This is a genomic window from Marinobacter halophilus (assembly GCF_003007685.1).
GTDB lineage: Bacteria > Pseudomonadota > Gammaproteobacteria > Pseudomonadales > Oleiphilaceae > Marinobacter > Marinobacter halophilus.
Genome location: NZ_PXNN01000009.1, coordinates 118,032 through 142,978 on the forward strand (window position 1 = coordinate 118,032; position 24,947 = coordinate 142,978).

The window sequence follows — 24,947 nt, forward strand, 5'->3', positions numbered from 1 at the left end:
GTCAGGGTATAGAGTGATTGATGGGCAGCACCCGATAGGGTGCTGCCCCCGTCGAAATCGAGCTGATGAGAGTAGCAACATGAAAGAACGTCTCAATAATGACTTTCAGTTTGTGGAAGTCGGGCGGGTTGACCCCAAGAAAGTGCCTGCCAAGAAGCGCAAGAAAGAGTTCGGGGAAATCTACCACCCGTTCACAGAAACCCACGCAGCGTCTCAATCTCATCGCTGCCTGGAATGTGGTAACCCCTACTGTGAGTGGAAATGCCCGGTACACAACTACATTCCGAACTGGTTGAAGCTGGTGTCGGAAGGCAACATCATGAGGGCTGTTGAACTGTGCCACCAGACCAACTCCCTGCCTGAAGTGTGTGGCCGCGTGTGCCCACAGGACCGTCTGTGTGAAGGTGCCTGTACCCTGAATGACGGCTATGGCGCGGTCACCATCGGGTCGGTCGAGAAGTACATCACCGACACCGCCTTCGCCCTGGGCTGGAAGCCCGATATGTCGAAGGTAAAATGGACCGACAAGAAGGTGGCCGTCATCGGCGCCGGCCCGGCCGGTCTGGGCTGTGCTGACGTACTGGTGCGCAACGGCGTTAAGCCGGTGGTGTTCGATATCTACCCGGAAATCGGCGGTCTGTTGACCTTCGGTATTCCCGAGTTCAAGCTGGAAAAGTCGGTCATGTCCCGGCGCCGCAAGGTGTTCGAGGAAATGGGCGTTGAATTCCGGCTGAGCACGGAAGTGGGTAAGGATGTTCAATTGAAGAGCATTCTGGAAGAGTTTGATGCCGTATTTATGGGCATGGGCACCTACACCTACATGAAAGGCGGCTTCCCCGGTGAGGAACTGCCCGGTGTTCACGACGCCTTGCCGTTCCTGGTTTCTAATGTCAATCGTCGACTTGGCTTCGAGAAGAAAGCGGCTGACTTCATCGATATGAAAGGTAAGCGGGTGGTGGTTCTGGGTGGTGGTGATACCGCCATGGACTGCAACCGCACCTCGATTCGCCAGCAGGCGGAAAGCGTGACCTGCGCCTATCGCCGGGATGAGGCGAACATGCCCGGTTCCCGCCGCGAGGTGTCCAATGCCAAGGAAGAGGGCGTGAAGTTCATGTTCAACCGTCAGCCGATCGCGATCATTGGTGAGGACCGGGTGGAAGGCGTTAAGGTTGTCTCCACCCAACTGGGCGAGCCGGACGAGAACGGTCGCCGTCGCCCGGAAGTGGTTGCCGGCAGTGAGGAAGTGATTCCTGCGGATGCGGTACTGGTGGCCTTTGGCTTCCGCCCGAGCCCGGCAGACTGGTTTGATGAGTTTGAGGTAAAAACCGACGACTCTGGCCGTGTTACCGCGCCGGAGCAGACCGAGTTCCCGTTCCAGACCAGCAATCCGAAGATCTTTGCTGGTGGTGATATGGTGCGCGGCTCTGACCTGGTGGTTACCGCCATCTGGGAAGGCCGCCAGGCCGCCGAAGGTATTATGGATTATCTGGATGTCTGATTAGCGGCTTGACCGGTGTCAGAAGGGCGGCTTTCTATTGGAAAGCCGCCCTTTTTTATTAGCGCAAACGGGGTATCATTGCTCCCCATTGTCTCTGACCATTTACCGACGAGAACGGGAAACCTTATGACTGAGTTGAAGAATGACCGCTTCCTGCGCGCCCTGATGCGCCAGCCTGTGGACCGCACCCCGGTGTGGATGATGCGCCAGGCCGGCCGTTATCTGCCGGAGTACCGGGCCACCCGGGCCCAGGCCGGTGACTTTCTCAGTCTTTGCAAGAACACCCCGTTAGCCTGCGAGGTTACGCTGCAGCCTCTGGAACGCTACCCTCTGGACGCAGCCATTCTATTCTCCGACATCCTGACCATTCCGGATGCTTTGGGTCTGGGCCTGTATTTCGAAACCGGCGAAGGCCCGAAATTCCGCAAGGTGATCCGATCCGAGGCGGACGTAGACGCTTTGCCGAAAATGAACGCCGAGTCGGATCTGGATTACGTGATGAACGCGGTTTCCACCATCCGTCGGGAGCTGAACGGGCGGGTGCCGCTCATCGGGTTTTCCGGCAGCCCCTGGACCCTGGCCACCTACATGATCGAAGGTGGCTCGTCAAAGACCTTCTCGGAAGCCAAGAAGCTGATGTACGGCCAGCCGGAGGTGATGCACCGGTTGCTGGATCATCTGGCGGATGCGGTCATTGATTACCTGAACGGTCAGATCAAGGCCGGTGCCCAGGCGGTGCAGATTTTTGATACCTGGGGTGGTGTGTTGACCGGGTGGGCTTACGAGGAGTTCTCCCTGCGCTATATGAAAAAGATCGTGGCGGGACTGATTCGCGAAGCCGAGGGTCGGCGGGTGCCGGTGGTTCTGTTCACCAAGAACGGTGGTCAGTGGTTGGAGTCCATTGCCGATTCCGGTTGCGATGCGGTGGGTCTGGACTGGACCACGGATATCGGCAATGCGCGCGCCCGTGTCGGTGACAAGGTGGCGTTGCAGGGCAACATGGACCCGGCGATGCTGTACGCACCGAAGGCGCGGATTCGCGAGGAAGTGGCGGATATTCTGAAGCGCTACGGTTCTGGCCCCGGGCACATTTTCAACCTTGGCCATGGCATTACGCCGGATGTGGACCCGGAGCATGCGGGCGCCTTCATCGAGGCGGTTGTTGAGCTTAGCGGGCAGTATCACCAGTGATCTGAGTTTGGGAGATGGCCGTTCTTTGGTGGCCTGCGAGTTCGGTGTTCGCGGGCTGGTGGGACGGCCTCCGAAAAAACGCTACGAGCTCATCCCTGAGCGCTTCGCTCCGGCCATCCCTGGCCTCCGAGATTTTTCGGAGGCCGTCCCACTAGCCCGCTTATGAATCCTCTGGAAATATCCTTCCCCTCTATGCCGTATCCGCTTATGTGCGGCGACCTAATGACTGGCTTCATGTTTGTGTCCGGTCTATAGTCATAGAGAGTTGTGACCTTCGATCTGGAGCTGTCCCTTGGCCACCAAAACATCTGAAAAACGCCGTTTCCACCGGATCAATTTTGACGCACCTTGTGAGCTGCACTGTCAGGATCAAGTGTGGTCGACGGAGGTGTTGGATATTTCTCTGAAAGGCGTTCTGGTTCAGCGACCGGACGGCTGGGCTGTTCCGTTAAACAAGCCTTGCGAGCTGGTGGTGCACCTGAACGAGCGTGAAGCTGCGATTGTTATGGCGGTGGAGCTAAAGCACGTCGAGGATCAGCGTCTGGGGTTTCGGTGTCAGTACATTGATCTTGAAAGCGCCACGCATCTGAAGCGTTTGGTGGAGTTGAACTTAGGCGATCAGGCTTTGTTGGAGCGAGAACTTGCTCATTTGATTGATTGAGTTTGTGGCGGACAATTCCAAAGGCTGGGTGGCTATTGCTGGGACTTCCTTCCAAAAATCTCGGAGGCCATGGATGTGCTCGTAGCGTTTTTTGGAAGGAAGTCCCAGCAATAGCCATATGCACCGCAGCGAGCAAGCTAGAGAGGAACCCTAAAGCTCCTCCAAAGCCGAAAGCGCATCCGAAAGTTTGGTCACCGGTATCACCTTCATGCCCTCCACCGGTTTGCGGGGCGCGTTGGCTTTGGGTACGAGAGCTCGTGTGAAGCCGTGTTTTGAGGCTTCGTAAATGCGTTCCTGGCCGCTGGGTACCGGGCGGATTTCGCCGGACAGGCCGACTTCGCCGAAAATCACCAGATCCTGGGGCAGGGCGCGGTTGCGGAAGGAGGACACGACGGCGGCCAGCAGGGCCAAGTCAGCGCTGGTTTCGTTGACTTTGACGCCACCGACCACGTTCACGAACACATCCTGATCGGCCACGTGCAGGCCGCCGTGGCGGTGCAGCACGGCCAGCAGCATCGCCAGGCGGTTCTGGTCCAGGCCAACGGCGACCCGCCTTGGGTAACTGCCCTGGGCCATATCGACCAAGGCCTGGATCTCCACCAGCATCGGCCTTGTGCCTTCCCACACCACCATCACCACACTGCCTGGCGCAGCTTCTTCGCCGCGGTTCAGGAAGATGGCGCTGGGGTTTTTCACTTCCTTCAGGCCCTGCTCCAGCATCGCAAACACGCCCAGCTCGTTGACGGCACCGAAGCGGTTCTTGATGCCGCGAAGGGTGCGGTAGCGGCTGTCGCTGGAGCCTTCGAGCAGGATTGAGCAGTCAATCATGTGCTCAAGTACTTTCGGGCCGGCCAGGCTGCCGTCTTTGGTGACGTGGCCGACCAGAAACAGAATGGTGCCGGTCTGTTTGGCAAAGCGGGTCAGATAAGCAGCGCTCTCACGCACTTGTGAGACCGAACCTGGCGCGGATTCGATCTCAGCCACGTGCATTACCTGAATGCTGTCCACCACCAGAATCCGGGGTTTTTCGGCTTCGGCCACCTGCATTACGCGTTCCACGCTGGTTTCCGAGAGCATTTTCAGGTCTTTGGTGGGCAAGCCCAGGCGCTTGGCGCGCATGGCCACCTGTTGCAGGGATTCCTCACCGGTGACGTACAGGGCAGGGTGCTGGGCGGCCAGCTGGCACACGGCCTGGAGCAGCAAGGTACTCTTACCGGCGCCCGGATGGCCGCCCATCAACACCGCCGAGCCTTCGATCAGGCCGCCACCCAGCACCCGGTCGAACTCCTGCATGCCGGTGCTGATGCGGGACTGTTCGGCTAGGCTGACTTGGTCCAGGCTTTTCACTTCCGACAGGCTGCCGGCGTAACCCTCGAAACGGATGCCGCGGACGCCTTTGCTGCTGTTGCCGCCGGAGACGCCGCGCACTTCGCTGACGGTGTTCCAGGCCTGGCAGGCCGTGCACTGGCCCTGCCATTTGGAATAGTCTGCGCCGCATTCGGTACAGACGAAGGCGGTTTTGGGTTTTGCCATTACGCCAGCTTCTTGTACTTCATGCGCCTGGGCTGCATGGCAGACTCCCCTTTGCGCTTCTTGAAGTCAGCATCGTAGTCGGTGAAGTTACCTTCAAAATACACTACCTCGCCGTCATCCTCGAACGCCAGAATGTGGCTGGCGACACGGTCCAGAAACCAGCGATCGTGCGAGATCACCAGGGCCGAGCCTGGGAAATTCAACAGCGCTTCTTCCAGCGCGCGCAGGGTTTCCACGTCCAGATCGTTGGTGGGTTCGTCCAGCAGCAGTACGTTGCCGCCCTGTTTCAGCAGCTTGGCCAGGTGCAGGCGGTTACGCTCACCACCGGACAGGTCGCCCACCCGCTTCTGCTGGTCGGTGCCCTTGAAGTTGAAGCGGCCGACATAAGCACGGGACGGCGTCTCGTAGTTGCCCACCTTGATGATGTCGTTGCCGTCGGACAATTCTTCCCACACGGTTTTGCTGCCGTCCAGGTCGCGCATCTGATCGACGTAGGCCAGTTCCACGGTTTCACCCACGGTGATGGTGCCGGAATTTGGCTGATCCATGCCCGCGATCATCTTGAATAGCGTGGATTTACCGGCACCGTTACCACCAATGATGCCGACAATGGCGCCGGGCGGAACGCTGAACGAGACGTTTTCGTACAGCAGGCGGTCGTCGAAAGCCTTACTGATGCCTTCGACTTCGATCACCTTGCCGCCCAGGCGAGGCCCGGGTGGGATGTACAGCTCGTTGGTTTCGTTGCGCTTCTGGAACTCCTGGGAGCTCATCTCCTCGAAGCGGGCCAGGCGGGCCTTGCTCTTGGACTGGCGGCCCTTGGCGTTGGAGCGTACCCACTCGAGCTCCTGCTTGATGGCCTTCTGGTGTGTGGCCTCCTGCTTGGACTCCATTTCCAGGCGCTTTTCTTTGTTCTCCAGCCACTGGCTGTAGTTGCCTTCGAACGGAATGCCGTGGCCACGGTCCAGCTCGAGAATCCAGCCGGCAACGTTATCCAGGAAATAACGGTCGTGGGTGATGGCGACCACGGTGCCGTCGTAATCGTGCAGAAAGCGCTCAAGCCAGGCCACGGATTCTGCATCCAGGTGGTTGGTAGGCTCGTCCAGCAGCAGCATGTCAGGGCCGGACAACAGCAGGCGGCACAGCGCAACCCGGCGGCGTTCACCGCCCGAAAGGATTTTGACTTTCTGGTCCCAGGCCGGGAGGCGCAGAGCGTCGGCAGCCACCTCCATCTTACGTTCGATGTCATGACCATCGGTGGCCTGCACTACCGCTTCCAGCTCCCCTTGCTTCTTGGCGAGGGCGTCGAAGTCGGCATCCGGTTCGGCGTAAGCGGCGTACACTTGGTCAAGTTCAGCAAGGGCGTTGTGGACGTGGGCAACGGACTCGTCCACGATTTCCTTGACGGTTTTTTCCTCGTCCAGCTCTGGTTCCTGGGGCAGGTAGCCCACGTTGATGCCGGGTTGTGGACGGGCTTCGCCGATGTAATCCTGGTCTACACCCGCCATAATGCGGAGGAGGGTGGACTTACCCGAGCCGTTAAGGCCCAGCACGCCGATCTTGGCGCCCGGGAAGAAGCTCAGGGAAATGTCTTTCAGGATCTCCCGCTTGGGTGGAACCACCTTGCCTACGCGGTTCATGGTGTATACGTACTGGGCCATATTGGCAGAATCCTTATCCGAAATTCGCGTCGAAAACACAGAAAACACGACAGGTGCCGGGCCAAGGGCTTCGGGGTGGGCGATCCGGGATCCTCAAAAACAGGGATGTTTTTGCGGAGCGTACAGGGACGTATTCACAGTGTATCCCGGAACGCCCACCCCGAAGGCCGCCACTGCCAAGGCGACACCTTTGAACGTTGATCGGCTAAGGTATCTAAACCGGTCAGCGATAGCAATTGAGCGAAATCCCGCACAGCTGCCGTGTCGGTATGTGCGGACGCATAAAGGATGATTTTTGACCCGCTTTCGCGATAGAATAGCGGCCCAATTTTTCAGGGGTTCCGACGCGCCCAAAGGCGGGTCGGGCCAGCCATTCAGACAGGGGCAGCACACTGATGTTTAATCGTGATATGAAAATCGCCGGTTTCGATGATGAACTGTGGAGTGCCATGCAGGCGGAAGAAAAACGCCAGGAAGCGCACATCGAACTGATTGCATCCGAGAATTACACCAGCCCTCGGGTGATGGAAGCCCAGGGCAGTGTGCTGACCAACAAATACGCGGAAGGCTATCCCGGCAAGCGCTACTACGGTGGCTGCGAGTTTGTCGACATTGCCGAGCAGCTGGCCATTGATCGCGCCAAAGAGCTGTTTGGCGCTGCTTACGCTAACGTGCAACCGCACTCCGGTTCCCAGGCCAACTCTGCCGTGTTCATGGCGCTGTTGAAGCCTGGCGATACCGTGTTGGGCATGAGCCTGGCTCATGGTGGCCACCTGACCCACGGTGCCAGCGTAAATTTTTCCGGCAAAATCTACAGCGCGGTCCAGTATGGCCTGAATCCGGAAACCGGTCTGATTGATTACGATGAAATCGAAGCCCTGGCGCTTGAGCACAAGCCCAAGATGATCATTGCCGGCTTCTCTGCCTACTCTCAGGAACTGGATTTCGCCCGTTTCCGGGCCATTGCCGATAAAGTCGATGCTTACCTGTTTGTCGACATGGCGCACGTGGCTGGCCTGGTGGCCGCAGGCGTTTACCCGGACCCGATTCCCCACGCACACGTGGTAGCCACGACAACCCACAAGACCCTGCGCGGTCCCCGTGGCGGCCTGATTCTGGCATGTGATGACGAAGGCCTGCACAAGAAACTGAATTCGGCGGTATTCCCCGGCGGTCAGGGCGGCCCTTTGATGCACGTGATCGCCGCCAAAGCCATCTGCTTTAAAGAAGCTATGAGCGATGAGTTCAAAGTTTATCAGAAGCAGGTGGTTAAGAACGCTGCGGCAATGGCTGAAGTGTTCATCGAGCGTGGTTTTGACGTGGTTTCCGGTGGTACCAAGAATCATCTATTCCTGGTCAGCCTGATCAAGCAAGACATCACTGGCAAAGATGCGGATGCCGCGCTGGGCAAAGCCCACATCACTGTGAACAAGAACGCGGTGCCCAACGATCCGCGCTCACCATTTGTCACCTCTGGCCTGCGTATCGGTACGCCGGCTGTGACCACCCGTGGTTTTGGTGAGGCCGAGTGCCGCGATCTGGCGGGCTGGATGTGCGACATTCTGGACAACCTTGACGACGATGCCGTGATCAGCCGCGTACGTGAGCAGGTTGAAGCGGTTTGTGGCCGCTTTCCGGTATACGGCTGAGCGGAGCACGACCGAACTTGCCCGGGCGATCTGAAAAGAGCGCCCGGGTTCTTCCTTTCCGGAGCATTTGATTTATGCATTGTCCTTTCTGTGGTGAAGCCGATACCAAGGTGATTGATTCACGCCTGGTGGCCGAGGGTGACCAGGTTCGTCGCCGCAGGGAGTGCTTGTCTTGCCGTGAGCGTTTTACTACCTTCGAAACGGCTGAGCTGGTGATGCCCAGGGTCGTGAAGCAGGATGGTACCCGTCAGCCGTTTGATGAAGAAAAACTGCGGGCAGGCCTTATGAAAGCGCTGGAAAAGCGACCGGTGAGCATTGAGGAAATTGATGCGGCACTCAACCGGATCCGATACCGGTTGCGTGCGACTGGCGAGCGGGAAGTGAAGTCTATGCAACTGGGCGAGGAGGTGATGACCGAGTTGCGCCAGCTAGACAAAGTGGCCTATGTACGCTTTGCCTCGGTCTACCGCAGTTTTCAGGACATTAACGAGTTCAAGGAAGAGATCGAAAAGTTGTCTCAGGGTAATGGCGACACCGCAGTAGATGTGGCTCGTGCTCTGGCCGACACCCAGTCAGAAAAAGGCAAGGCATGATTTCAGACCGCGACCGGGCAATGATGGCGCGGGCCGTTCAACTGGCCTGGCGAGGTCGTTACTCTACCCATCCCAATCCTCGGGTCGGCTGTGTGATTGCGAAAGGCAACCGCATCGTGGGCGAAGGTTGGCATGAGCGCGCGGGTGAGGCTCACGCCGAAGTGCGGGCATTAAGTGAGGCGGGCCAGGACGCCCGTGGCGCCACCGCCTATGTCACTCTGGAGCCTTGCAGTCATTACGGCCGCACGCCGCCCTGTGCCAAGGCGTTGATTGATGCCGGAGTGGCACAGGTCTATGCGGCCACCAAGGATCCTAACCCGTCAGTGTCGGGCCGGGGTCTCGATATGCTTCGGGACGCGGGCATCAAGGTAACCGAAGGCTTGCTGGCGAAAGAGTCTGCCAACCTGAACCCGGGTTTCATGAAACGTATGAACACGGGGCGGCCTTGGGTGCGGCTGAAAATGGCTGCCAGCCTGGATGGACGCACAGCTATGGCTTCCGGTGAAAGCCAATGGATCACCGGCCCGGAAGCCCGTCGAGACGTGCAACGGCTGCGGGCTATCAGTGATGCTATTCTGACCGGAGTGGGCACGGTGCTGGCGGACGATCCGTCGCTGACGGTGCGTCGGGACGAGATGGGCGACATTGGCGATGCTACCGATCCTTCACGTCAGCCGTTGCGAGTGATCGCTGACCGGGACGCCCGTACACCGACCATCGCCCGCATTCTTCAGGGTGGCAATGTGCAGGTGTTTTGTGCCAGCTCGGCGTTGGCGTCTGCACCGGCGCAGGATCTTGCCGCCTTGGGCGTGAGCCTGACCGGGGTTGCCTGGAAAGATAACGGTGTCGATGTCTCCGAATTGCTGGATGCACTCGGTGAGCTGGGCATTAACGAGTTGCTGGTGGAGGCAGGGCCAACCCTGGCAGGAACCTTCATTCGCGAGAACCTGGTGGATGAGCTCTGGTTATACCAGGCGCCGGTATTTCTTGGCAGTACCGGCCGGCCGACCGCCCATCTGCCGCTCGAAACCATGGCTGATAAAGTGCAATGGAACGTGCTCGATCGGCGTCAGGTAGGTGAGGATCAGCGCCTGATTCTCGTCCGCCGCTAATCATTCAATTCATTCCCCTTGGCCACTGGAAAGGTTGGCGAGGGTGACAGGATGCAGAACCGTATGGCACTGAACAGCATTGAAGAGATGATCGAAGACATTCGTCAGGGCAAGATGGTCATTCTGATGGATGATGAAGACCGCGAAAATGAAGGGGATCTGGTGATGGCGGCAGAGCACTGTACGCCAGAGGCCATCAATTTCATGGCCCGATTTGGTCGTGGTCTGATCTGCATGCCGATGACTCGTGATCGCTGTGAACAACTCGGATTGCCGCTGATGGTTCACCAGAATGCATCTGGTTTTGGCACTAAATTCACGTTGTCCATTGAAGCGCGTGAAGGCGTCACCACCGGTATTTCTGCGGCGGATCGTGCCCGCACGGTACAGGCTGCTGTGGCTCGTAATGCCACTGCGGCGGATCTGGTTCAGCCGGGGCATATCTTTCCGCTGATGGCGGATCCCGGCGGCGTGTTGAGCCGTGCCGGCCACACGGAAGCTTCCTGCGATCTGGCGGCCCTCGCAGGCTGTGAGTCTGCCGGCGTGATCTGTGAAGTCATGAACGATGACGGCTCTATGGCTCGCCGTGAGGATCTGGAAAAATTTGCCGAAGAACACGATCTGAAAATCGGTACCATTGCCGATCTGATTCATTACCGCACCATGAACGAGCGTACCGTCGAGTGCGTGGAGCAGCATGAACTGGACACCGAATACGGTTTGTTCAAGCTGCACACCTATCGGGACAACATCCAGGGCGCCACGCATTTGGCCATGGTGATGGGTGATATTCAGCCAGACGAGCCGGTGTTTGTGCGGGTGCACATTACCGATACCCTGCGGGACCTGCTGGGCGCCCGTCGCAAGGATTCGCGCAGCTGGCCTCTGCACCACGCTCTGGAGAAAGTCGCCAGCGAAGGCCGTGGTGTGGTGGTGTTGCTGAACAGTGCCGAAGACAGCTATAACCTGGAAGAACGTATTCAGGAGTTCTACGACCAGGGGCCGAAGTCGGCTGGCATAGGCAGTTCCGGCGTTTACTTTACTGTAGGTACCGGCTCCCAGATCCTGCGTGATCTTGGGGTCGGCAAGATGCGCCTGCTGAGCCCGCCGGTGAAATTTTCCGCCATCTCCGGATTTGATCTGGAAGTGGTGGAATACGTGCCCTATACCCACGAATGATAAACCTGGTTGCAGCCAAAGCTGCTGCAGCCCGTGAAGGAGCCCTAGATGGCAGATATCAGAGTAATTGAAGGTGATTTTACCCAGTGCAGTGGACGTTACGCACTGGTCGTTGGCCGCTTTAACGGCTTTGTGGTGGAAAGCTTGGTGGATGGCGCGGTTGATACCCTGCTTCGCCACGGTATTTCGAAAGATGACATTACTATTGTTCGGGTGCCGGGCGCTTACGAAATGCCGCTGGCGGTAAAGCGTGTTGCCGAAACCACCGAGTACGATGCCATTATCGCCTTGGGCGCGGTGATTCGTGGCGGTACACCGCACTTCGAATACGTCGCTGGTGAAGCCGCCAGTGGACTGGGTGCGGTGAGCCTGGATTCTGACGTACCCGTGGCGTTTGGCGTGCTGACAGTGGACTCTATCGAGCAGGCCATCGAGCGCTCCGGCACCAAAGCCGGTAACAAAGGCGCGGAAGCGGCCATCACTGCCCTGGAAATGGTCAGCCTGTTCAAAAAGTTGGGTGAGTAATGAGCGAAGCGGGTGATACCTTCCCCCAACCGGGGAATACCAGCAAGCCCAAGGCCGGTGACCGTCGCCGGGCCCGCGGGCTAGCTATGCAGGGACTGTACCAGCGGCACTTCAGCAAGTCGCCGATTTCAGATATTGAAGCCGAGTTCATGATCGATAACGACATGAGCAAGGTTGACGTGATGTATTTTCGCGATATTTTGCGGGGCGTTCATCGGGAACAGGCCGAGCTGGATAAATTGATTGAACCCTACCTTGACCGGCCCCTGAAAGAAGTGGACCCGGTTGAATTGGCCATTGTCCGGCTGGGTGCCTTCGAGCTGAAGCACCGCGTTGATGTGCCCTACAAAGTGGTAATCAACGAAGGTATCGAAATGGCCAAGCGCTTCGGTGGTACCGAAGGCCATAAGTTCGTAAACAGTGTTCTGGACAAGCTCAGTCGTCGCCTGCGACTGGCTGAGACCCGTCCGCGCTGATTCATGGGCGAATTCGAGCTGATCCGGCAGTACTTTCAGCCCCTGGCCGCCAAGGCCATGACCGATCAGCTCGTGCTCGGCCCCGGTGATGATTGCGCTATTCAGTGTATCCCGCCGGGCCGGGATCTGGTGTTTTCAGTGGACACCCTGGTTGAGGGCGTTCACTTTCCCCTCAATTATTCTTCCGGTTACCTGGGTTGGCGAGCACTGGCGGTTGCGATCAGTGATCTGGCCGCCATGGGGGCTGAACCTGTCTGTTTTAGCCTGGCACTGACCCTGCCGGAAGCGGACCCGGACTGGCTGTCGGGTTTTGCCGCCGGGCTGGCCAGAGCCAGCGAGGCCTTCGGAATTACTCTGGCCGGGGGGGACACCACCCGAGGGCCACTGACGATCAGCATTCAGGTGCACGGCACTGTTGATCAGGGCAAAGCGATTCGCCGTTCCGGCGCCAGGCCCGGAGATCTGATCTGCGTGACGGGTCCGCTGGGTAGCGCCGGAGCAGCGCTGGCTTTTCTGGAGGACGCGGACCCTGACCCGATACGCCAGGCGGTGTTGGCGCGTTACCATTTTCCGGAACCGCGGCTGGCGTTAGGCCAACAACTGGTTGGCAAGGCTTCGGCCGCGATTGATATCTCTGATGGCTTGCTGGCGGATCTCCAACATATTCTGGACGCGTCCGCCGTGGGCGCCGAACTGGATGCCCGCAAGATTCCGATGATGCCGGAGTTGGAGCAACTGCAGGGCGACCAGTCCCTGAGCCTGGCTCTGACTGCCGGCGATGACTACGAGCTGTGCATTGCGATTGCGCCGGACGTGCTGGCGGGGCTAACGTCTGACCTTCGGGCACGGCTGACCGTGGTTGGTCAGATTCGGATGACGCCTGGCCTGAGCCTGGTTGGGGCGGATTTGGCTCAGGTGCGCCCCGGATTCGATCATTTTGGGAGGTTGGTTTGACCGATAACAACGTGGCACCCGATCCAGAAACCCCGAAGGCCTTGCTGCCGCCGGAATTTCTACGCGATCCGGTGCATTTTCTGGCGTTCGGTTTTGGCAGTGGTGCCATGCCAAAAGCGCCAGGTACCTGGGGTAGCCTGGCGGCCATTCCGGTGTGGTATACCTTTGCGTGGCTGCCCCCGGTGGCTTACTGGCTGGTCGTGCTGGTGGCTTTCCTGGTGGGTATCTGGTTGTGCGGAAAAACCGCCGACGACCTGAAGGTCCATGATCACGGTGGGATTGTCTGGGACGAGTTCGTTGGTATGTGGATCGCCCTGGGCTTGTTCCCCGATCAGGTCGTCGGTGTGCTGATGGCGTTCTTGCTGTTCCGGCTGTTTGATGTGGTCAAACCCTGGCCGATCAGCTGGCTCGATGCCCGTATGCCAGGAGGGCTGGGTATTATGGTGGACGACGTGGTCGCAGGCATCATGGCGCTAGCCTGTCTTTGGGCCATCGATGTGTGGGTGGTGCCGGTCATTCTCTGACCGCCACCGCCCACACCGGCGTAATGCGGTGGCCTTGCCATGAGTCTGCTGCTAGTGAAGCTGTTGTTCTTCCGGTAACAACTGAACAACATGCAGAAAACGTTTAAGGCCGATTTCTGCCCGTTCGCGGGAAGCAAAGGGCCCACTGTCAAAGCCTTCCCGGGTGGTAAAATACCACTTGCTGCCTACGCAGAAAAAACGGCTGCTGCGAAAAGGTGGCGGGCCTTGTTCTCCAATCCTGCGGTGAATATCCATGGTTGAGCTCCTGGGCCCGCTTATTTTTTCTTATCGGGCGACGCATATTGTTTGCCGATCTGATTAAAATTAATCCAATTACAGCCGAATTCAACATTTTTTTACAATCTTTACACATCACTTGCCCCTATTGGTTCGGCTGGTCAGAATGCTGACAGCTTTTTAAAGTACCCTAGGTGCGCCCTGGCGCCTTCAAGGAAAAGGAGTTGCAATGACAACGTGTCACGTTTCGAGTGTTTTCAAATGGCTTGCTGTGGTGGTGAGTTTTACATTGGCCGGCTGCGCGTCATCGGTCACACGCATTGATACCTGGCAGGGAGATCCTGTAGAGGCTGACAATCCGGCGGTACTCAAGGCGCCTGGCGAAATCCAGATGATCACGGTAAATGGTCGGAAGATGACCAACTTCCTGATCAGCGATCTGGCTCTGGATTATGGCTTGCTGCCAGGACAAAACGACGTGGTGTTCACCTACAAAACAATCTGGGCTCGCACCGGAGTGGTTCGTGATGGTGAATCCAAGGTGCATACGATAGAGAGCGAGCGCCAGCGGGTCAGTTTTGACGCACAGCCGGGTGCGGTGTACCGGTTTCAGTTTGACAGGCCTTCGTCCCGACAGCAGGCCGAAGCTATGATGAAGACGTTTTCTGCCGCTATTGTCAGCGACACCGGTGAGGTCGCCGGGCGCTCCGAGTTGTGGGATGGCAAGGCGATGGCCGACGCGCCCCGCACGCCAGTATCCTCGTCGAAGGTTGATGATGAGACAGGCGTTGCCGACACGCCGCTGGATCGCTTGAAATCCGTGTGGTCGGAAGCTTCAGAAGAAGAGAAGCGCACGTTCCTGCGCTGGGCGTTCGAGTAACGATACGGTCTGGCCGGGTATTGCCCGGCCAGTTTTCAGCGCCGGAACTTCCCGATGCTGCCCTTCAACAGGTTTTCCAAAAACGTTATTACTTCATCTGTCAGGTTGTGTGAGCCAGGTTCGCGAGGCTCCATGCCCTGATCTGGTCCCAGGCTTGCTGTGCATTCCTCGATGTTTGTCAGGCTCTCTTCAACCAGTCCCTGCAAAGATTCCCCTTCCGGCACCACGTCTGGACATAACGTGAAGTTCAGCGTCAACTGACCCTGATAGCTGACCGCCACGATCACCAGGCCTAAACTGTCAAACAGGGGTGCGGAGTTGTATTGCCGGACCAACCGGGCGCCTTGGAGAAACAGCGGCACCTGCGGCCCGGGCACGTTGGTGATCGGCAGGTTGAACAGCGGATGGTAGCGCTGGGCGACCTGCAATTCCGAATACAGTCGAGCCGACAGTGCCAGCAGGGTTGAAGGCAGCAGCTCGGTTAGCCGGTCCGCAGCAATGGCCTCACGGTAAGGCTCTGACTCGACGGCGTTTCGGTGAATATGCCGAATGCGCGCGGCCGGGTTGGGTTCGCGGGTCGCAAGATCCAGCAGCATGGCCGACATCTGGTTACCGGTGGCCCGTCGCAGGCTGCTTGAGCGCACGGAGATCGGTGTCATGGCGACCAGGGATTTATCGGTATCGCTGCCTTGCTGATGAAGATAGCGGCGCAGGGTTTCAGCACACAACCCCAGTACCACATCATTCAGCGTCACATCGCCGAGGCTTGCCTTGATGGATTTCAGTCGTGAAAGCTCGATGCTGGCTGAGACGATGCGCCGGTTGGCGGTGATCTGTCGATTAAATGGACTGTGCGGCGCGGTAAAGAGCGGCAGGGGCAACGGCAGTTTCTGGAGCTGCTTTTTCACTAACCCTCTGGCCGTCGCTTCCGCAGCATTATAAGCAAGGGACGCAACCTGCAGAGGCGTCTTCAGCATGTTGGCGCCTGCTTGCAGGAACACGCGCTCTTCAGAGGGTTCCGGCCGGGCCAGCCACGGTCGCGGGGGCGCAATGGGCCTGGGCTCTGGGGTGTATTCCAGGAGTTTGCCCATGATTTCTTCGCCGCTGAAGGCATCGATTGCCGCATGGTGAAGCTTGACAATCAGGGCAAACCCTTCTTTTTCGCCCTCTGGGCTATCAATCTTGAAGCCATCCACAAACGTGATGTGCCACAGGGGACGGTCCCGCTTGAGTGGCTCTTCCAGGATTTTCGGAGCTAACGACATCAGGCTTGCCTGTTTTCCGTGCTCGCCAAGATTCACATAGGCCAGGTGCCGTTCAATGCTGAAGCTGGGGTCGTCAATCCAGTAGGGGCGCCCCAGGCGCAGGGGGATTTCCTTGAGCTTTTGCCGAAACAGCGGCACCACATGCAACCGGCTGCGCAGGTAAGCGACAAACGTGCTGAAGGCCAGAGGCTTGTTCAGGCCGCTGGCGTCGAACAGGTACACGCCGCCAATGTGCATAGGCGTGGTTTCCGACTCGAGGTATAGAAACGAGGCGTCCAGTTCCGACAGCTGACGCATTGAGCTCACTCCCTTGTATGTCACGTTAATTACTACAGAAGAATCAGTATATCCCAATACTTTCCGGTGTCGGTTGGCCAGTGTGCCTCAAGTATGTTCTGGCTGCAGCCAGTTACGGATACTCTGGTCTTCACTCAGACGATTCCAGAACCACATCAGGGCCTTGCCTTTGCCTTCATTATGGCGCGCCAGGTGGATACTGATGGCTGCTCTGGGCTCGTGTGTTGTCTTTGCGATCAGGGAGCCCCGGCCCAGTTGTTCACGGATTCGGTGTAGCGGTAGCCAGCCAACGCCGAGCCCTGCCTCTTGCACGGCTATCTTCTGGTCTATGTTGCTGACGGTCAGAGTTCGCTGCTGACGAAAAATACCGGCATGCCCGGGCGGCAGCGCACGGGATGTGTCTGCGGCAACTGCGGCGGGGAACCGCGCTATGCTGGCTTCAGTCAGTGGTTCGGATACACGGGCCAGCGGATGATGGGCAGCGACCGCAAACACAAACGACACTTCGCCCAGAGCTTTGGTGGCAAAGGAGCCGGCCGGCTTGCTGAGCTGATCGGCACCAACAATCATATCCACTCGCCGACTCTGCAGGGCGTCCCAGGCGCCTGCAAAGACTTCCTCAACAATCTGCACATCCACCGGCACTCCGAGCTGATAGAACTCTTCAATGGCTGTGAACAGGCAGTGGGCGGGCAGCAACGAGTTGAAGCCAATGCGTAAGCGGGTTTCCCAGCCCTGGGCCACTTGTCGGGTGGTGTGGGCCAGGTTTTCTGCCGCCTCCAGCAGTGATCTCCCTTCCTCCAGCAAATACCGGCCAGCCGGCGTTAATACTGCCTTGTGGCCGGTACGGTCAAAGATACTGACGTTCAGGTCTTCTTCCAGCTTCTGGATGGTGTAACTGATCGCTGAAGGAACCCGGAACAGCTCCGTCGCCGCACCGGCAAAACTGCCCTTGCGGTCAATGGCGTCGAGTGCTTTGAGTGCGTCGATGGTGATGGCTGTATGCATGTTCGAATAATCTGAAAGTGTTTGCCAAAAATGCTTGCTATCAGCCTAGCAGGCAAGCGGGTAGCCTGTCCTCATCAATTCATGTTGGGGTCAGACCCCAGAACATTTCACCGCATCAAATGTCTTGGGGTCTGACCCCGGAGGGAGGTTGTTATGGGGTTGTTGGTGGATGGCAAGTGGCACGATCAGTGGTATGACACGGACAAGACCGGGGGCAAGTTTGAGCGTGAAGCGGCCCGGTTTCGCAACTGGGTGACGATGGACGGTTCGCCGGGGCCGGTGGGTGAGAGTGGCTTTAAGGCGGAGAGCGGCCGATACCACCTTTATGTGTCCATGGCGTGTCCCTGGGCGCACCGGACCTTGATTTTTCGGACCTTGAAGGGGCTGGAATCGCATGTTTCGGTGTCTGTGGTGCATCCGGATATGGTGGAGAACGGTTGGGAGTTCCGGCCGGATGATGAACAGCATCGGGATCACCTGTATGGCTCTGCATTCATGCATCAGATCTACACCCGCGCGGCCTCGGATTATTCCGGGCGGGTGACGGTGCCGGTGCTCTGGGACAAGCAGCGGGAAACCATTGTCAGTAACGAGTCGGCGGACATCATCCGGATGTTCAATTCAGCGTTCAATGATCTGGACGGGGTCGATGCGGAGCTGGATTTCTATCCGGACAGCCTGCGCAGCGAAATCGATGCGGTCAACGAACGAGTTTATGACACGGTGAACAATGGCGTTTACAAGGCGGGCTTCGCGACGGCGCAGGACGTGTATGAAAGCGCCTACACCGAGCTGTTTGAGTCACTGGACTGGCTGGAAGAAAAATTGTCCCGCCAGCGTTATCTGGCAGGCGGGCAACTGACCGAAGCCGACTGGCGGCTGTTCACCACGCTGATCCGGTTTGATGCGGTGTATTACAGTCACTTCAAGTGCAACCGGCAGCAGATCCGGGATTACCCGAATCTGTCCGGTTATCTGCGGGAGTTGTATCAGATGCCGGGGGCGGCGGAGACCGTGGATATCCGGCAGATCAAGCAGCACTATTATGTCAGCCAGCGCACCATCAATCCGACCCAGATCGTGCCGGTGGGGCCGGAGCTGGATTTTGAGGCGCCTCACGGGCGGTAAGGGGTCAGCTGACCCGGGCGACAGCCACTTCGGTCAGCAGTTCAAGCGCTTCCCGGTGTGCGGACGCTGGCAGGCAGGTCAGCAATTCACGGGCTATCTGCGCCTGTTCGCGCGCATTGGCCATGGTGTATTCAATGGCTCCGGACGATTTTACTATTTCCAGCACCTTTGGTAAGTCGTTCAGCCCGCCTTTACGGATCGCCTGGCGGATCAATTGACGCTCTTCTTCGCTGCCGTTAGTCATGGCATAGATCAGGGGCAGGGTCGTTTTGCCTTCGGCCAGATCGTCGCCGACGTTCTTGCCCATGGTTTCCGCGTCGCCCTGGTAATCCAGTACGTCATCCACCAACTGAAAGGCCAGGCCCAGGTGCTTGCCGTAGTCCTTCAGGGCTGCTTCCTGCTCCGGGTTGGCCCCAGCCAGCAGGGCGCCAGAATGGGACGAGGCCTCGAACAGCATGGCGGTCTTGTTGTGAATCACTACCATGTACTGCGCTTCGGTCAGGTCCGGATTTTTCACGTTCATTAATTGCATCACCTCGCCCTCGGCGATGACCGCGGTGGCGCGGGACAACACCTTCATGATCGGCAGGCTTTCCAGTTCCACCATCATCTCGAATGCGCGGGCGTAGAGAAAATCGCCTACCAGTACGCTCGGCGCGTTGCCCCATTTGGCGTTGGCGGTGCTGCGGCCGCGGCGCATGTCAGAGGTGTCCACCACATCGTCGTGCAGCAGGGTGGCGGTGTGCAGGAATTCAATCACTGCCGCCAGTTTCAAATGTTCGTTTTGGTTATAACCCACCGCCTGACTGGCCAGTAACACCAGTAATGGCCTCAGGCGTTTGCCGCCGCTTTCGATGATGTACTGGGCGATTTTCTCAACCATCGGGACATCGGAAGCAAGCCGCTGGATAATCAGATCATTAACGCGGCTGAAGTCTTCTGCCACGGTGTCGTGTATACGCTGGGCTGTCATCGGGCTGATAAGTCCCTTGCTGGTGTTTTCGTTGAGTTTTGGGGAGGTCGCGGCAATGCTAGGTATTGCTGCCTACAGTGTCAACTCGAGTGGTAATCTTCCTTGTATTGGTCGGCGGCTTTTCGTACAATCACGCGCCCAACTCATCCCAACCTGCGCTCCCTGCTATAGGGTTGCCGAAGCGCTTCCCTTAGAACCAGGTGGATAAGAGCAGGGATGGGTCAATCGCGGAGACTAAGAATGTACGCAGTTATTGTTAGCGGTGGTAAACAGCACCGTGTGAAAGAAGGCGAAACGCTGAAGCTGGAAAAGCTCGAAGTGGAAACTGGCGGCTCTATTGAGTTTGATCGCGTTCTGCTGGTAGTGAATGGCGACGACGTAAAAGTTGGCGCTCCGGCTGTCGACGGTGCCAAGGTTACCGCTGAAGTGGTCAGCCACGGTCGTCACGACAAGATTAATATCATCAAGTTCCGTCGTCGTAAGCATTCCATGAAGCGTCAGGGCCACCGTCAGTGGTTTACTGAAGTCAAGATCACGGGTATCCAGGGCTAAGCTCTGAAATTACCCCCTAATCAAGGAGGCCGGTCATGGCTCACAAAAAAGCAGCAGGTAGTACCCGTAACGGTCGCGATTCCGAGTCGAAACGACTTGGTGTCAAGCGCTACGGCGGCGAGACTGTATCTGCAGGCAGCATCATCGTTCGTCAGCGTGGAACCCGTTTTCACCCTGGCAGCAACGTTGGTCTGGGCAAGGACCACACCCTTTTTGCGAAAGCTGAAGGTCAGGTGAAGTTCGAAGTCAAAGGCCCGCTGAACCGCAAGTTTGTTAGCATCGTTCCGGCTGCGTAAGCAGCGGCGATCCGGTTCTGTCGAACCTTGGATTTGCCTGATATGCTGATCTGATCGGCACTCAGGTGTATCCGGAGCCCCGCAAAGCTTCCTTGAGGCTGCGGGGCTTTTTAGTTTATGCAAAGGCACCAGACGTATGAAATTTGTAGACGAAGCCACCATCATTGTTGAAGCGGGAAAGGGCGGTCATGGCTGTCTGAGTTTCCGGCGGGAAAAATACATACCTAAGGGTGGTCCCGACGGCGGTGACGGCGGGGATGGCGGTTCCGTCTACCTGGAGGCAGACAGTGGCCTGAACACGCTGGTTGATTACCGTTTTCAGCGCAAGCACAAAGCGCCGAATGGTGAGCCTGGTTCGGGGCGCAACTGCACTGGCATCAAGGGTGATGACCTGGTGTTGCCGGTGCCGGTGGGAACAACTGTGGTGGATATGGACACCCACGAAGTGCTGGGTGATCTCACCAAAGAGGGTCAACGCCTGAAGGTGGCGCAAGGTGGCTTTCATGGTCTGGGTAACGCCCGGTTCAAGTCTTCGATCAACCGTGCGCCCCGCCAGACCAGCAAAGGCTCCGAAGGTGAAGCCCGGAACCTTCGGCTGGAACTGAAAGTTCTGGCCGATGTGGGGTTGTTGGGTTTGCCCAATGCGGGTAAATCCACCTTTATCCGGTCGGTATCCGCAGCGCGACCGAAAGTGGCGGACTATCCCTTCACCACCCTGGTGCCAAACCTCGGGGTGGTAAGTGTACAAATGCATCAGAGCTTTGTGATTGCGGACATTCCCGGTTTGATCGAGGGTGCCGCTGAAGGCGCTGGTCTGGGTATTCGTTTCCTCAAACACCTGGTTCGAACCCGGCTGTTGCTGCACTTGGTGGATGTGGCGCCCTACGACGGCTCGTCGCCGGTTGCGGCGGTTAACGCGATTGCCTATGAGCTGGAAAAGTTCAGTGAAACGCTTGCAAGTCGCCCACGTTGGCTGGTTCTGAACAAAGTCGACATGGTCGCCGAGGAAGATCGAGACAGCCATTGCCAGGCCATTGTGGATGAGCTTGGTTGGGAAGGGCCAGTGTTCCGTATTTCTGCGCTTACCGGTGAAGGTACCAAACCGCTGGCTCAGGCGGTGATGCGCTGGATTGAAGAGCAGGCGGAAGAAGAGGCCGAAAACCCCGATGTTGCCGAGCAGGAAGCCGCTCGCCGGCGTCGCATGGACGAAGAGGCCAGGGCGAAAATCGAGTCTGACCGCCAGGCCCGCAGAGCCGCCCGTGACGAAGATGACGATGACGACGACTTTGATGACGACGATTACGACGTCGAAGTGGTCTACGCTCCCGAGTAATCCGCAACCTGAAGAGACTGTACCGTTATCATGAGTGAACGCCTCCAGCTCCGTAAGGCCCGTCGTCTTGTTATCAAGATTGGCAGTGCCTTGCTCACCAACGACGGCAAGGGGCTGGATGTGGCGGCCCTCGGTTTGTGGGTGGACCAGATTGCCGAGCTGATTGCTGACGGTGTTGAGGTGGTGGTGGTGTCTTCCGGTTCGGTGGCAGAGGGTATGAGCCGGCTGGGCTGGAATGCCCGCCCGCAGCATCTACACGAGTTGCAGGCGGCCGCGGCGGTTGGTCAGATGGGCCTGGTGCAAACCTGGGAGGCCCAGTTCAAGCGCCACGACATCCACACTGCTCAGATTCTGCTGACTCACGATGACCTTTCTGATCGCAAGCGTTACCTGAACGGCCGCAGCACGCTGCGCACGCTGCTGGATTATGGCGTGGTGCCGATCGTGAATGAAAACGACACCGTGGTCACTGACGAAATCCGTTTTGGCGATAACGACACGTTGGGTGCGTTGGTCGCCAACCTCATTGAGGCCGACGGCCTGATCATCCTCACCGATCAACTGGGGCTGTTCAATAAAGACCCTCGCAAGCACGACGATGCGGAGCTGGTTGCCGAGCGCAAAGCGGAAGATCGCGAGCTGGACGCTATGGCGGGCGGCAGTGCTGGAATGTTGGGTCGTGGCGGTATGCTGACCAAACTCCGAGCCGCGCGGCTTGCTGCCCGTTCCGGTGCCTTCACTGTGATTGTGGGTGGGCGCATCGAGCAGGCGATCGCCCGACTGCGCCAGGGTGATGTGATTGGCACCTTGTTACTGCCGGAGCAGGGTCGAATGGCGGCTCGCAAACAATGGATCGCCAGCCATCTGCAAACCCGGGGCACGCTGACCCTGGATGACGGTGCAGTGAACGTGTTGCGCCAGGGCGGCAGAAGTCTGTTACCCGTTGGCGTGAAAACCATTGCTGGCCAGTTCCGGCGCGGCGAAATGGTGTCTTGTGCGGACCTGAGTGGTAAGGAAATCGCCCGGGGTCTGGTCAATTACGATGCCGATGAGGCGCGCGCCATTGCTGGTCGATCCAGCGATCGAATTGCCGATGTTCTGGGCTATATCTCCGATGAAGAAATGATTCATCGGGATAATCTGGTGGTAGTTTGATCTGACGAATGCGTAAACTCAGGCACAAAAAAACCGGCTCGCGAGCCGGTTTTTTATGAGCGCAAAAATCAGGCAGCTTTCAAGGCCTTGATTTTGGCATTCAGTCGGCTCTTATGACGAGCAACCTTGCTCTTGGCGAAAATGCCTTTGTTGACCATGCTGTCAAGAATAGGCTGGGCTTCCTTCATGGCAGCCTGAGCTTCTTCATAGTTACCAGCGATGATCTTGGCCTGAACCTTTTTCATATAGGTACGTGCCATGGAACGCAGGCTTGTGTTGTGCTTGCGATTTGTCTCGTTTTGACGAGCGCGCTTCTTGGCTTGCGGGGAATTTGCCACCGTAAAACTCCTGAAATTCGTTGCTATAAAGACAGAATATGTTTGGATCGCGGGCGCGCCAGAACCAGCGCGTCGAAATTAATGACGCGGAACTATGCCGCCAAATGCCGTGAATGTCAAGGTTGTCTCGGCAGTAATCCCCTCGCTGTAAAGGCCTGTGGTACACTCGCGCATCGCTGCACGGGGCCTGTCGTGGCGCCAAGAGCCCGCCCTGTGGATTACCGAAACGCCGCTTCGGCTCGAACTCTGAATTCTGGATTTTTAAAACATGTCTTCGGAACCGCAACCTACGGGACAGCCATCCGCCCCCAAGCAGCTCCCCAGGGCGCCGGGCCTTCTGCGCTCATCCGGCTTGGTTGGCATCATGACCATGCTGTCCCGCGTGTTGGGGCTGGTTCGGGATATGGTAATTGCCCGCTATTTTGGCGCCGGCACCGCCGCAGACGCCTTTTTCGTTGCCTTCAAGATCCCCAATTTCCTGCGCCGGCTGTTTGCGGAAGGCGCCTTCTCCCAGGCCTTTGTGCCGGTGCTGTCCTCTTATCGACAAAACGGCGACATTTCCGAGGTGAAGCGCCTGGTGGATGCGGTGGCCGGCTCGCTGGGGCTGGTGTTGCTGGCGGTTACGCTGGTGGCAATGCTGGGTGCGCCGGTCCTGACCACTCTTTTTGCCCCCGGTTTTTTGGCTGATGAGGTAAAGTTTGCTCTGGCCAGCGACATGCTGAGGATCACGTTTCCCTATTTGCTGCTGATCTCCCTCACCGCCTTCGCCGGCGGCATCCTCAACAGTTACGATCGCTTTGCTGTGCCTGCTTTTACGCCCGTGCTGTTAAATCTTTCGATGATTGCGGCGGCGATTTTCCTGGCGCCATTGATGGAGGAGCCGGTTATGGCGCTGGCCTGGGGTGTGCTTATAGCCGGCGCCCTGCAGTTGTTCTTCCAGTTGCCGTTCCTGATGCGCCTTGGCCTGTTGCCGCGGCCCCGGGTGGATTATCGCCACGAAGGCGTCAGCCGGATTCTCAAGCTGATGGTGCCAGCCTTGTTCGGGGTGTCAGTCAGTCAGATCAACCTGCTGCTGGATACGGTACTGGCGTCGTTCCTGCAAACCGGTAGTGTGTCCTGGCTGTATTACTCGGACCGCCTGGCGGAGCTACCCCTGGGGGTTTTCGGCATCGCCATCGCCACGGTGATCCTGCCCAGCCTGTCCAGAAAGCATGCGGCGGCCTCACCCGACCAGTTCGCAGCCACGCTCGACTGGGCGGTCAGGGCGGTTTTGCTGATCGGGTTGCCGGCGGCTGTGGCGCTGGCGTTGCTGGCAGAGCCATTGATTGCCACTCTGTTCCATTACGGAGCCGTGACCGACCGTGACGTCGCGATGTCGGCTCAGAGTTTGCGCGCGTATTCGGCCGGCCTGATGGCGTTCATGCTGATCAAGGTTCTGGCGCCCGGGTTCTTTGCCCGGGAAGACACTAAAACCCCGGTCAAAATCGGGATTATCGCCATGGTTGCCAACATGGCCTTTAATCTGGCTTTAATTGTACCTCTGGCTCACGCTGGCCTGGCCCTGGCAACGTCCATCTCGGCCTGGCTGAATGGCTACCTGCTCTGGCGCGGATTGCGTAAAGACGGTGTTTGGCAAAGTCAGTCCGGTTGGCCGAAGTTCCTGGTGCAGTTGGCGTTCGCCAATGCAGCGCTGGCGGTGGTCATCCTTTGGCTGAATGTGCCGGTGGCCGATTGGCTGGCGGCGGGTGGGCCGCAGCGGGCCACCGATATGGCCATTCTGGTGGCGGCCGGAGTGACCGCCTACTTCGTTGCGTTGGTGCTGACTGGAGTGCGCCTGCGACACTTCCGTCAAAAGTAAGCGGGCTCATGATTTCTACCGCACCCGCTCCTGGGGTATAATCGCGCGCTTCCTCACCAGCGTAATGCCCC

25 protein-coding genes are annotated in these 24,947 nt (G+C 58.1%); 18 read left to right on the forward strand and 7 right to left on the reverse strand.

Annotated features, from left to right (window positions below; translation table 11 throughout):
* Positions 1-79: 79 nt before the first annotated feature.
* The 3 genes from C7H08_RS06015 to C7H08_RS06025 all read left to right on the forward strand — a co-directional run bounded on the left by C7H08_RS06015 (position 80) and on the right by C7H08_RS06025 (position 3,350).
* Complete coding sequence (locus tag C7H08_RS06015) at positions 80-1,498, forward strand: FAD-dependent oxidoreductase (protein ID WP_106670840.1); 1,419 nt, start codon at positions 80-82, stop codon at positions 1,496-1,498.
* Between the two features lie 126 nt (positions 1,499-1,624).
* On the forward strand, positions 1,625-2,689 hold the full coding sequence (hemE, locus tag C7H08_RS06020; RefSeq protein ID WP_106670841.1) for a uroporphyrinogen decarboxylase: 1,065 nt from the start codon (positions 1,625-1,627) through the stop codon (positions 2,687-2,689).
* A 292-nt stretch (positions 2,690-2,981) separates the two neighbouring features.
* Positions 2,982-3,350 carry a PilZ domain-containing protein gene (locus C7H08_RS06025; protein WP_106670842.1) on the forward strand — a complete coding sequence of 123 codons (369 nt, stop codon included), beginning with the start codon at positions 2,982-2,984 and terminating at the stop codon, positions 3,348-3,350.
* Between the two features lie 150 nt (positions 3,351-3,500).
* Here C7H08_RS06025 and radA read toward each other — a convergent pair whose 3' ends face one another.
* Both radA and ettA read right to left on the reverse strand, forming a co-directional pair.
* Positions 3,501-4,883 (reverse strand): DNA repair protein RadA, encoded by a 1,383-nt coding sequence (gene radA / locus C7H08_RS06030; RefSeq protein ID WP_106670843.1) that lies wholly within the window; start codon positions 4,881-4,883, stop codon positions 3,501-3,503.
* Positions 4,883-6,544 carry an energy-dependent translational throttle protein EttA gene (gene ettA, locus C7H08_RS06035; protein ID WP_106670844.1) on the reverse strand — a complete coding sequence of 554 codons (1,662 nt, stop codon included), beginning with the start codon at positions 6,542-6,544 and terminating at the stop codon, positions 4,883-4,885. Before ettA ends, radA begins: the two co-directional genes overlap by 1 nt.
* Before the next feature lie 395 nt (positions 6,545-6,939).
* On the opposite strand from ettA, the gene glyA reads away from it, so the two are divergent.
* The 8 genes from glyA to C7H08_RS06075 all read left to right on the forward strand — a co-directional run bounded on the left by glyA (position 6,940) and on the right by C7H08_RS06075 (position 13,556).
* Positions 6,940-8,193 carry a serine hydroxymethyltransferase gene (glyA, locus tag C7H08_RS06040; RefSeq protein ID WP_106670845.1) on the forward strand — a complete coding sequence of 418 codons (1,254 nt, stop codon included), beginning with the start codon at positions 6,940-6,942 and terminating at the stop codon, positions 8,191-8,193.
* Positions 8,194-8,267: 74 nt separating this feature from the next.
* Positions 8,268-8,786 carry a transcriptional regulator NrdR gene (gene nrdR / locus C7H08_RS06045; protein WP_106670846.1) on the forward strand — a complete coding sequence of 173 codons (519 nt, stop codon included), beginning with the start codon at positions 8,268-8,270 and terminating at the stop codon, positions 8,784-8,786.
* On the forward strand, positions 8,783-9,898 hold the full coding sequence (ribD, locus tag C7H08_RS06050) for a bifunctional diaminohydroxyphosphoribosylaminopyrimidine deaminase/5-amino-6-(5-phosphoribosylamino)uracil reductase RibD (protein WP_106670847.1): 1,116 nt from the start codon (positions 8,783-8,785) through the stop codon (positions 9,896-9,898). The genes nrdR and ribD overlap by 4 nt, the downstream gene beginning before the upstream one ends.
* A 63-nt stretch (positions 9,899-9,961) precedes the next feature.
* Entirely contained in the window at positions 9,962-11,077 is a 1,116-nt protein-coding gene (gene ribBA / locus C7H08_RS06055; protein ID WP_106670848.1) for a bifunctional 3,4-dihydroxy-2-butanone-4-phosphate synthase/GTP cyclohydrolase II, read from the forward strand.
* 48 nt (positions 11,078-11,125) lie between these two features.
* Positions 11,126-11,602 (forward strand): 6,7-dimethyl-8-ribityllumazine synthase, encoded by a 477-nt coding sequence (gene ribH, locus C7H08_RS06060; protein WP_106670849.1) that lies wholly within the window; start codon positions 11,126-11,128, stop codon positions 11,600-11,602.
* Positions 11,602-12,078 (forward strand): transcription antitermination factor NusB, encoded by a 477-nt coding sequence (gene nusB, locus C7H08_RS06065; protein WP_106670850.1) that lies wholly within the window; start codon positions 11,602-11,604, stop codon positions 12,076-12,078. The genes ribH and nusB overlap by 1 nt, the downstream gene beginning before the upstream one ends.
* Before the next feature lie 3 nt (positions 12,079-12,081).
* Positions 12,082-13,032 carry a thiamine-phosphate kinase gene (thiL, locus tag C7H08_RS06070; protein WP_106670851.1) on the forward strand — a complete coding sequence of 317 codons (951 nt, stop codon included), beginning with the start codon at positions 12,082-12,084 and terminating at the stop codon, positions 13,030-13,032.
* Positions 13,029-13,556: a phosphatidylglycerophosphatase A family protein gene (locus C7H08_RS06075; RefSeq protein WP_106670852.1), complete on the forward strand. Its 528-nt coding sequence runs from the start codon at positions 13,029-13,031 to the stop codon at positions 13,554-13,556. The genes thiL and C7H08_RS06075 overlap by 4 nt, the downstream gene beginning before the upstream one ends.
* Before the next feature lie 51 nt (positions 13,557-13,607).
* On the opposite strand, the gene C7H08_RS06080 is transcribed toward C7H08_RS06075, so the two are convergent.
* A complete protein-coding gene (locus tag C7H08_RS06080) occupies positions 13,608-13,811 on the reverse strand; it encodes a DUF6316 family protein (RefSeq protein ID WP_106670853.1) in 204 nt (67 codons plus the stop codon).
* A gap of 211 nt (positions 13,812-14,022) precedes the next feature.
* On the opposite strand from C7H08_RS06080, the gene C7H08_RS06085 reads away from it, so the two are divergent.
* Positions 14,023-14,673 (forward strand): DUF2057 family protein, encoded by a 651-nt coding sequence (locus tag C7H08_RS06085; protein ID WP_106670854.1) that lies wholly within the window; start codon positions 14,023-14,025, stop codon positions 14,671-14,673.
* Between the two features lie 35 nt (positions 14,674-14,708).
* On the opposite strand, the gene C7H08_RS06090 is transcribed toward C7H08_RS06085, so the two are convergent.
* A complete protein-coding gene (locus C7H08_RS06090) occupies positions 14,709-16,235 on the reverse strand; it encodes a WS/DGAT/MGAT family O-acyltransferase (protein ID WP_106670855.1) in 1,527 nt (508 codons plus the stop codon).
* Between the two features lie 87 nt (positions 16,236-16,322).
* Positions 16,323-17,243, reverse strand: a complete 921-nt coding sequence (locus C7H08_RS06095; RefSeq protein ID WP_106670856.1) for a LysR substrate-binding domain-containing protein — start codon at positions 17,241-17,243, stop codon at positions 16,323-16,325.
* A 153-nt stretch (positions 17,244-17,396) separates the two neighbouring features.
* Here C7H08_RS06095 and C7H08_RS06100 point away from each other — a divergent pair, with 153 nt between their 5' ends.
* Entirely contained in the window at positions 17,397-18,371 is a 975-nt protein-coding gene (locus tag C7H08_RS06100) for a glutathione S-transferase family protein (protein WP_106670857.1), read from the forward strand.
* 4 nt (positions 18,372-18,375) lie between these two features.
* Here C7H08_RS06100 and ispB read toward each other — a convergent pair whose 3' ends face one another.
* Positions 18,376-19,344, reverse strand: a complete 969-nt coding sequence (gene ispB / locus C7H08_RS06105; RefSeq protein WP_106670858.1) for an octaprenyl diphosphate synthase — start codon at positions 19,342-19,344, stop codon at positions 18,376-18,378.
* Between the two features lie 240 nt (positions 19,345-19,584).
* Here ispB and rplU point away from each other — a divergent pair, with 240 nt between their 5' ends.
* From rplU to proB, 4 genes are all read left to right on the forward strand, one after another.
* Positions 19,585-19,896 carry a 50S ribosomal protein L21 gene (rplU, locus tag C7H08_RS06110; protein WP_106670859.1) on the forward strand — a complete coding sequence of 104 codons (312 nt, stop codon included), beginning with the start codon at positions 19,585-19,587 and terminating at the stop codon, positions 19,894-19,896.
* Positions 19,897-19,931: 35 nt separating this feature from the next.
* A complete protein-coding gene (gene rpmA, locus C7H08_RS06115) occupies positions 19,932-20,192 on the forward strand; it encodes a 50S ribosomal protein L27 (RefSeq protein ID WP_106670860.1) in 261 nt (86 codons plus the stop codon).
* A 136-nt stretch (positions 20,193-20,328) separates the two neighbouring features.
* The gene (gene cgtA / locus C7H08_RS06120; RefSeq protein ID WP_106670861.1) at positions 20,329-21,525 is read left to right on the forward strand and encodes an Obg family GTPase CgtA; all 1,197 of its coding nucleotides are present in this window, start codon (positions 20,329-20,331) and stop codon (positions 21,523-21,525) included.
* 30 nt (positions 21,526-21,555) lie between these two features.
* Positions 21,556-22,680, forward strand: coding sequence for a glutamate 5-kinase (proB, locus tag C7H08_RS06125; protein ID WP_106670862.1), 1,125 nt, complete (start codon positions 21,556-21,558; stop codon positions 22,678-22,680).
* Between the two features lie 68 nt (positions 22,681-22,748).
* Here the strand turns inward: proB and rpsT are convergent, their stop codons facing one another.
* A complete protein-coding gene (rpsT, locus tag C7H08_RS06130) occupies positions 22,749-23,018 on the reverse strand; it encodes a 30S ribosomal protein S20 (RefSeq protein ID WP_106670863.1) in 270 nt (89 codons plus the stop codon).
* Positions 23,019-23,286: 268 nt separating this feature from the next.
* On the opposite strand from rpsT, the gene murJ reads away from it, so the two are divergent.
* Complete coding sequence (gene murJ, locus C7H08_RS06135) at positions 23,287-24,876, forward strand: murein biosynthesis integral membrane protein MurJ (RefSeq protein WP_106670864.1); 1,590 nt, start codon at positions 23,287-23,289, stop codon at positions 24,874-24,876.
* The last annotated feature ends 71 nt before the right edge of the window (positions 24,877-24,947 follow it).

Bases quoted from the DNA above. Each gene is read 5' to 3' on its own strand.
- C7H08_RS06015 (WP_106670840.1), top strand. From the start codon at position 80: ATGAAAGAACGTCTCAATAATGACTTTCAGTTTGTGGAAGTCGGGCGG.
- hemE (WP_106670841.1), top strand. From the start codon at position 1,625: ATGACTGAGTTGAAGAATGACCGCTTCCTGCGCGCCCTGATGCGCCAG.
- radA (WP_106670843.1), bottom strand. From the start codon at position 4,883: ATGGCAAAACCCAAAACCGCCTTCGTCTGTACCGAATGCGGCGCAGAC.
- ettA (WP_106670844.1), bottom strand. From the start codon at position 6,544: ATGGCCCAGTACGTATACACCATGAACCGCGTAGGCAAGGTGGTTCCA.
- glyA (WP_106670845.1), top strand. From the start codon at position 6,940: ATGTTTAATCGTGATATGAAAATCGCCGGTTTCGATGATGAACTGTGG.
- nrdR (WP_106670846.1), top strand. From the start codon at position 8,268: ATGCATTGTCCTTTCTGTGGTGAAGCCGATACCAAGGTGATTGATTCA.
- ribD (WP_106670847.1), top strand. From the start codon at position 8,783: ATGATTTCAGACCGCGACCGGGCAATGATGGCGCGGGCCGTTCAACTG.
- ribBA (WP_106670848.1), top strand. From the start codon at position 9,962: ATGGCACTGAACAGCATTGAAGAGATGATCGAAGACATTCGTCAGGGC.
- ribH (WP_106670849.1), top strand. From the start codon at position 11,126: ATGGCAGATATCAGAGTAATTGAAGGTGATTTTACCCAGTGCAGTGGA.
- nusB (WP_106670850.1), top strand. From the start codon at position 11,602: ATGAGCGAAGCGGGTGATACCTTCCCCCAACCGGGGAATACCAGCAAG.
- thiL (WP_106670851.1), top strand. From the start codon at position 12,082: ATGGGCGAATTCGAGCTGATCCGGCAGTACTTTCAGCCCCTGGCCGCC.
- C7H08_RS06080 (WP_106670853.1), bottom strand. From the start codon at position 13,811: ATGGATATTCACCGCAGGATTGGAGAACAAGGCCCGCCACCTTTTCGC.
- C7H08_RS06085 (WP_106670854.1), top strand. From the start codon at position 14,023: ATGACAACGTGTCACGTTTCGAGTGTTTTCAAATGGCTTGCTGTGGTG.
- C7H08_RS06090 (WP_106670855.1), bottom strand. From the start codon at position 16,235: ATGCGTCAGCTGTCGGAACTGGACGCCTCGTTTCTATACCTCGAGTCG.
- C7H08_RS06095 (WP_106670856.1), bottom strand. From the start codon at position 17,243: ATGCATACAGCCATCACCATCGACGCACTCAAAGCACTCGACGCCATT.
- C7H08_RS06100 (WP_106670857.1), top strand. From the start codon at position 17,397: ATGGGGTTGTTGGTGGATGGCAAGTGGCACGATCAGTGGTATGACACG.
- ispB (WP_106670858.1), bottom strand. From the start codon at position 19,344: ATGACAGCCCAGCGTATACACGACACCGTGGCAGAAGACTTCAGCCGC.
- rplU (WP_106670859.1), top strand. From the start codon at position 19,585: ATGTACGCAGTTATTGTTAGCGGTGGTAAACAGCACCGTGTGAAAGAA.
- rpmA (WP_106670860.1), top strand. From the start codon at position 19,932: ATGGCTCACAAAAAAGCAGCAGGTAGTACCCGTAACGGTCGCGATTCC.
- cgtA (WP_106670861.1), top strand. From the start codon at position 20,329: ATGAAATTTGTAGACGAAGCCACCATCATTGTTGAAGCGGGAAAGGGC.
- proB (WP_106670862.1), top strand. From the start codon at position 21,556: ATGAGTGAACGCCTCCAGCTCCGTAAGGCCCGTCGTCTTGTTATCAAG.
- murJ (WP_106670864.1), top strand. From the start codon at position 23,287: ATGTCTTCGGAACCGCAACCTACGGGACAGCCATCCGCCCCCAAGCAG.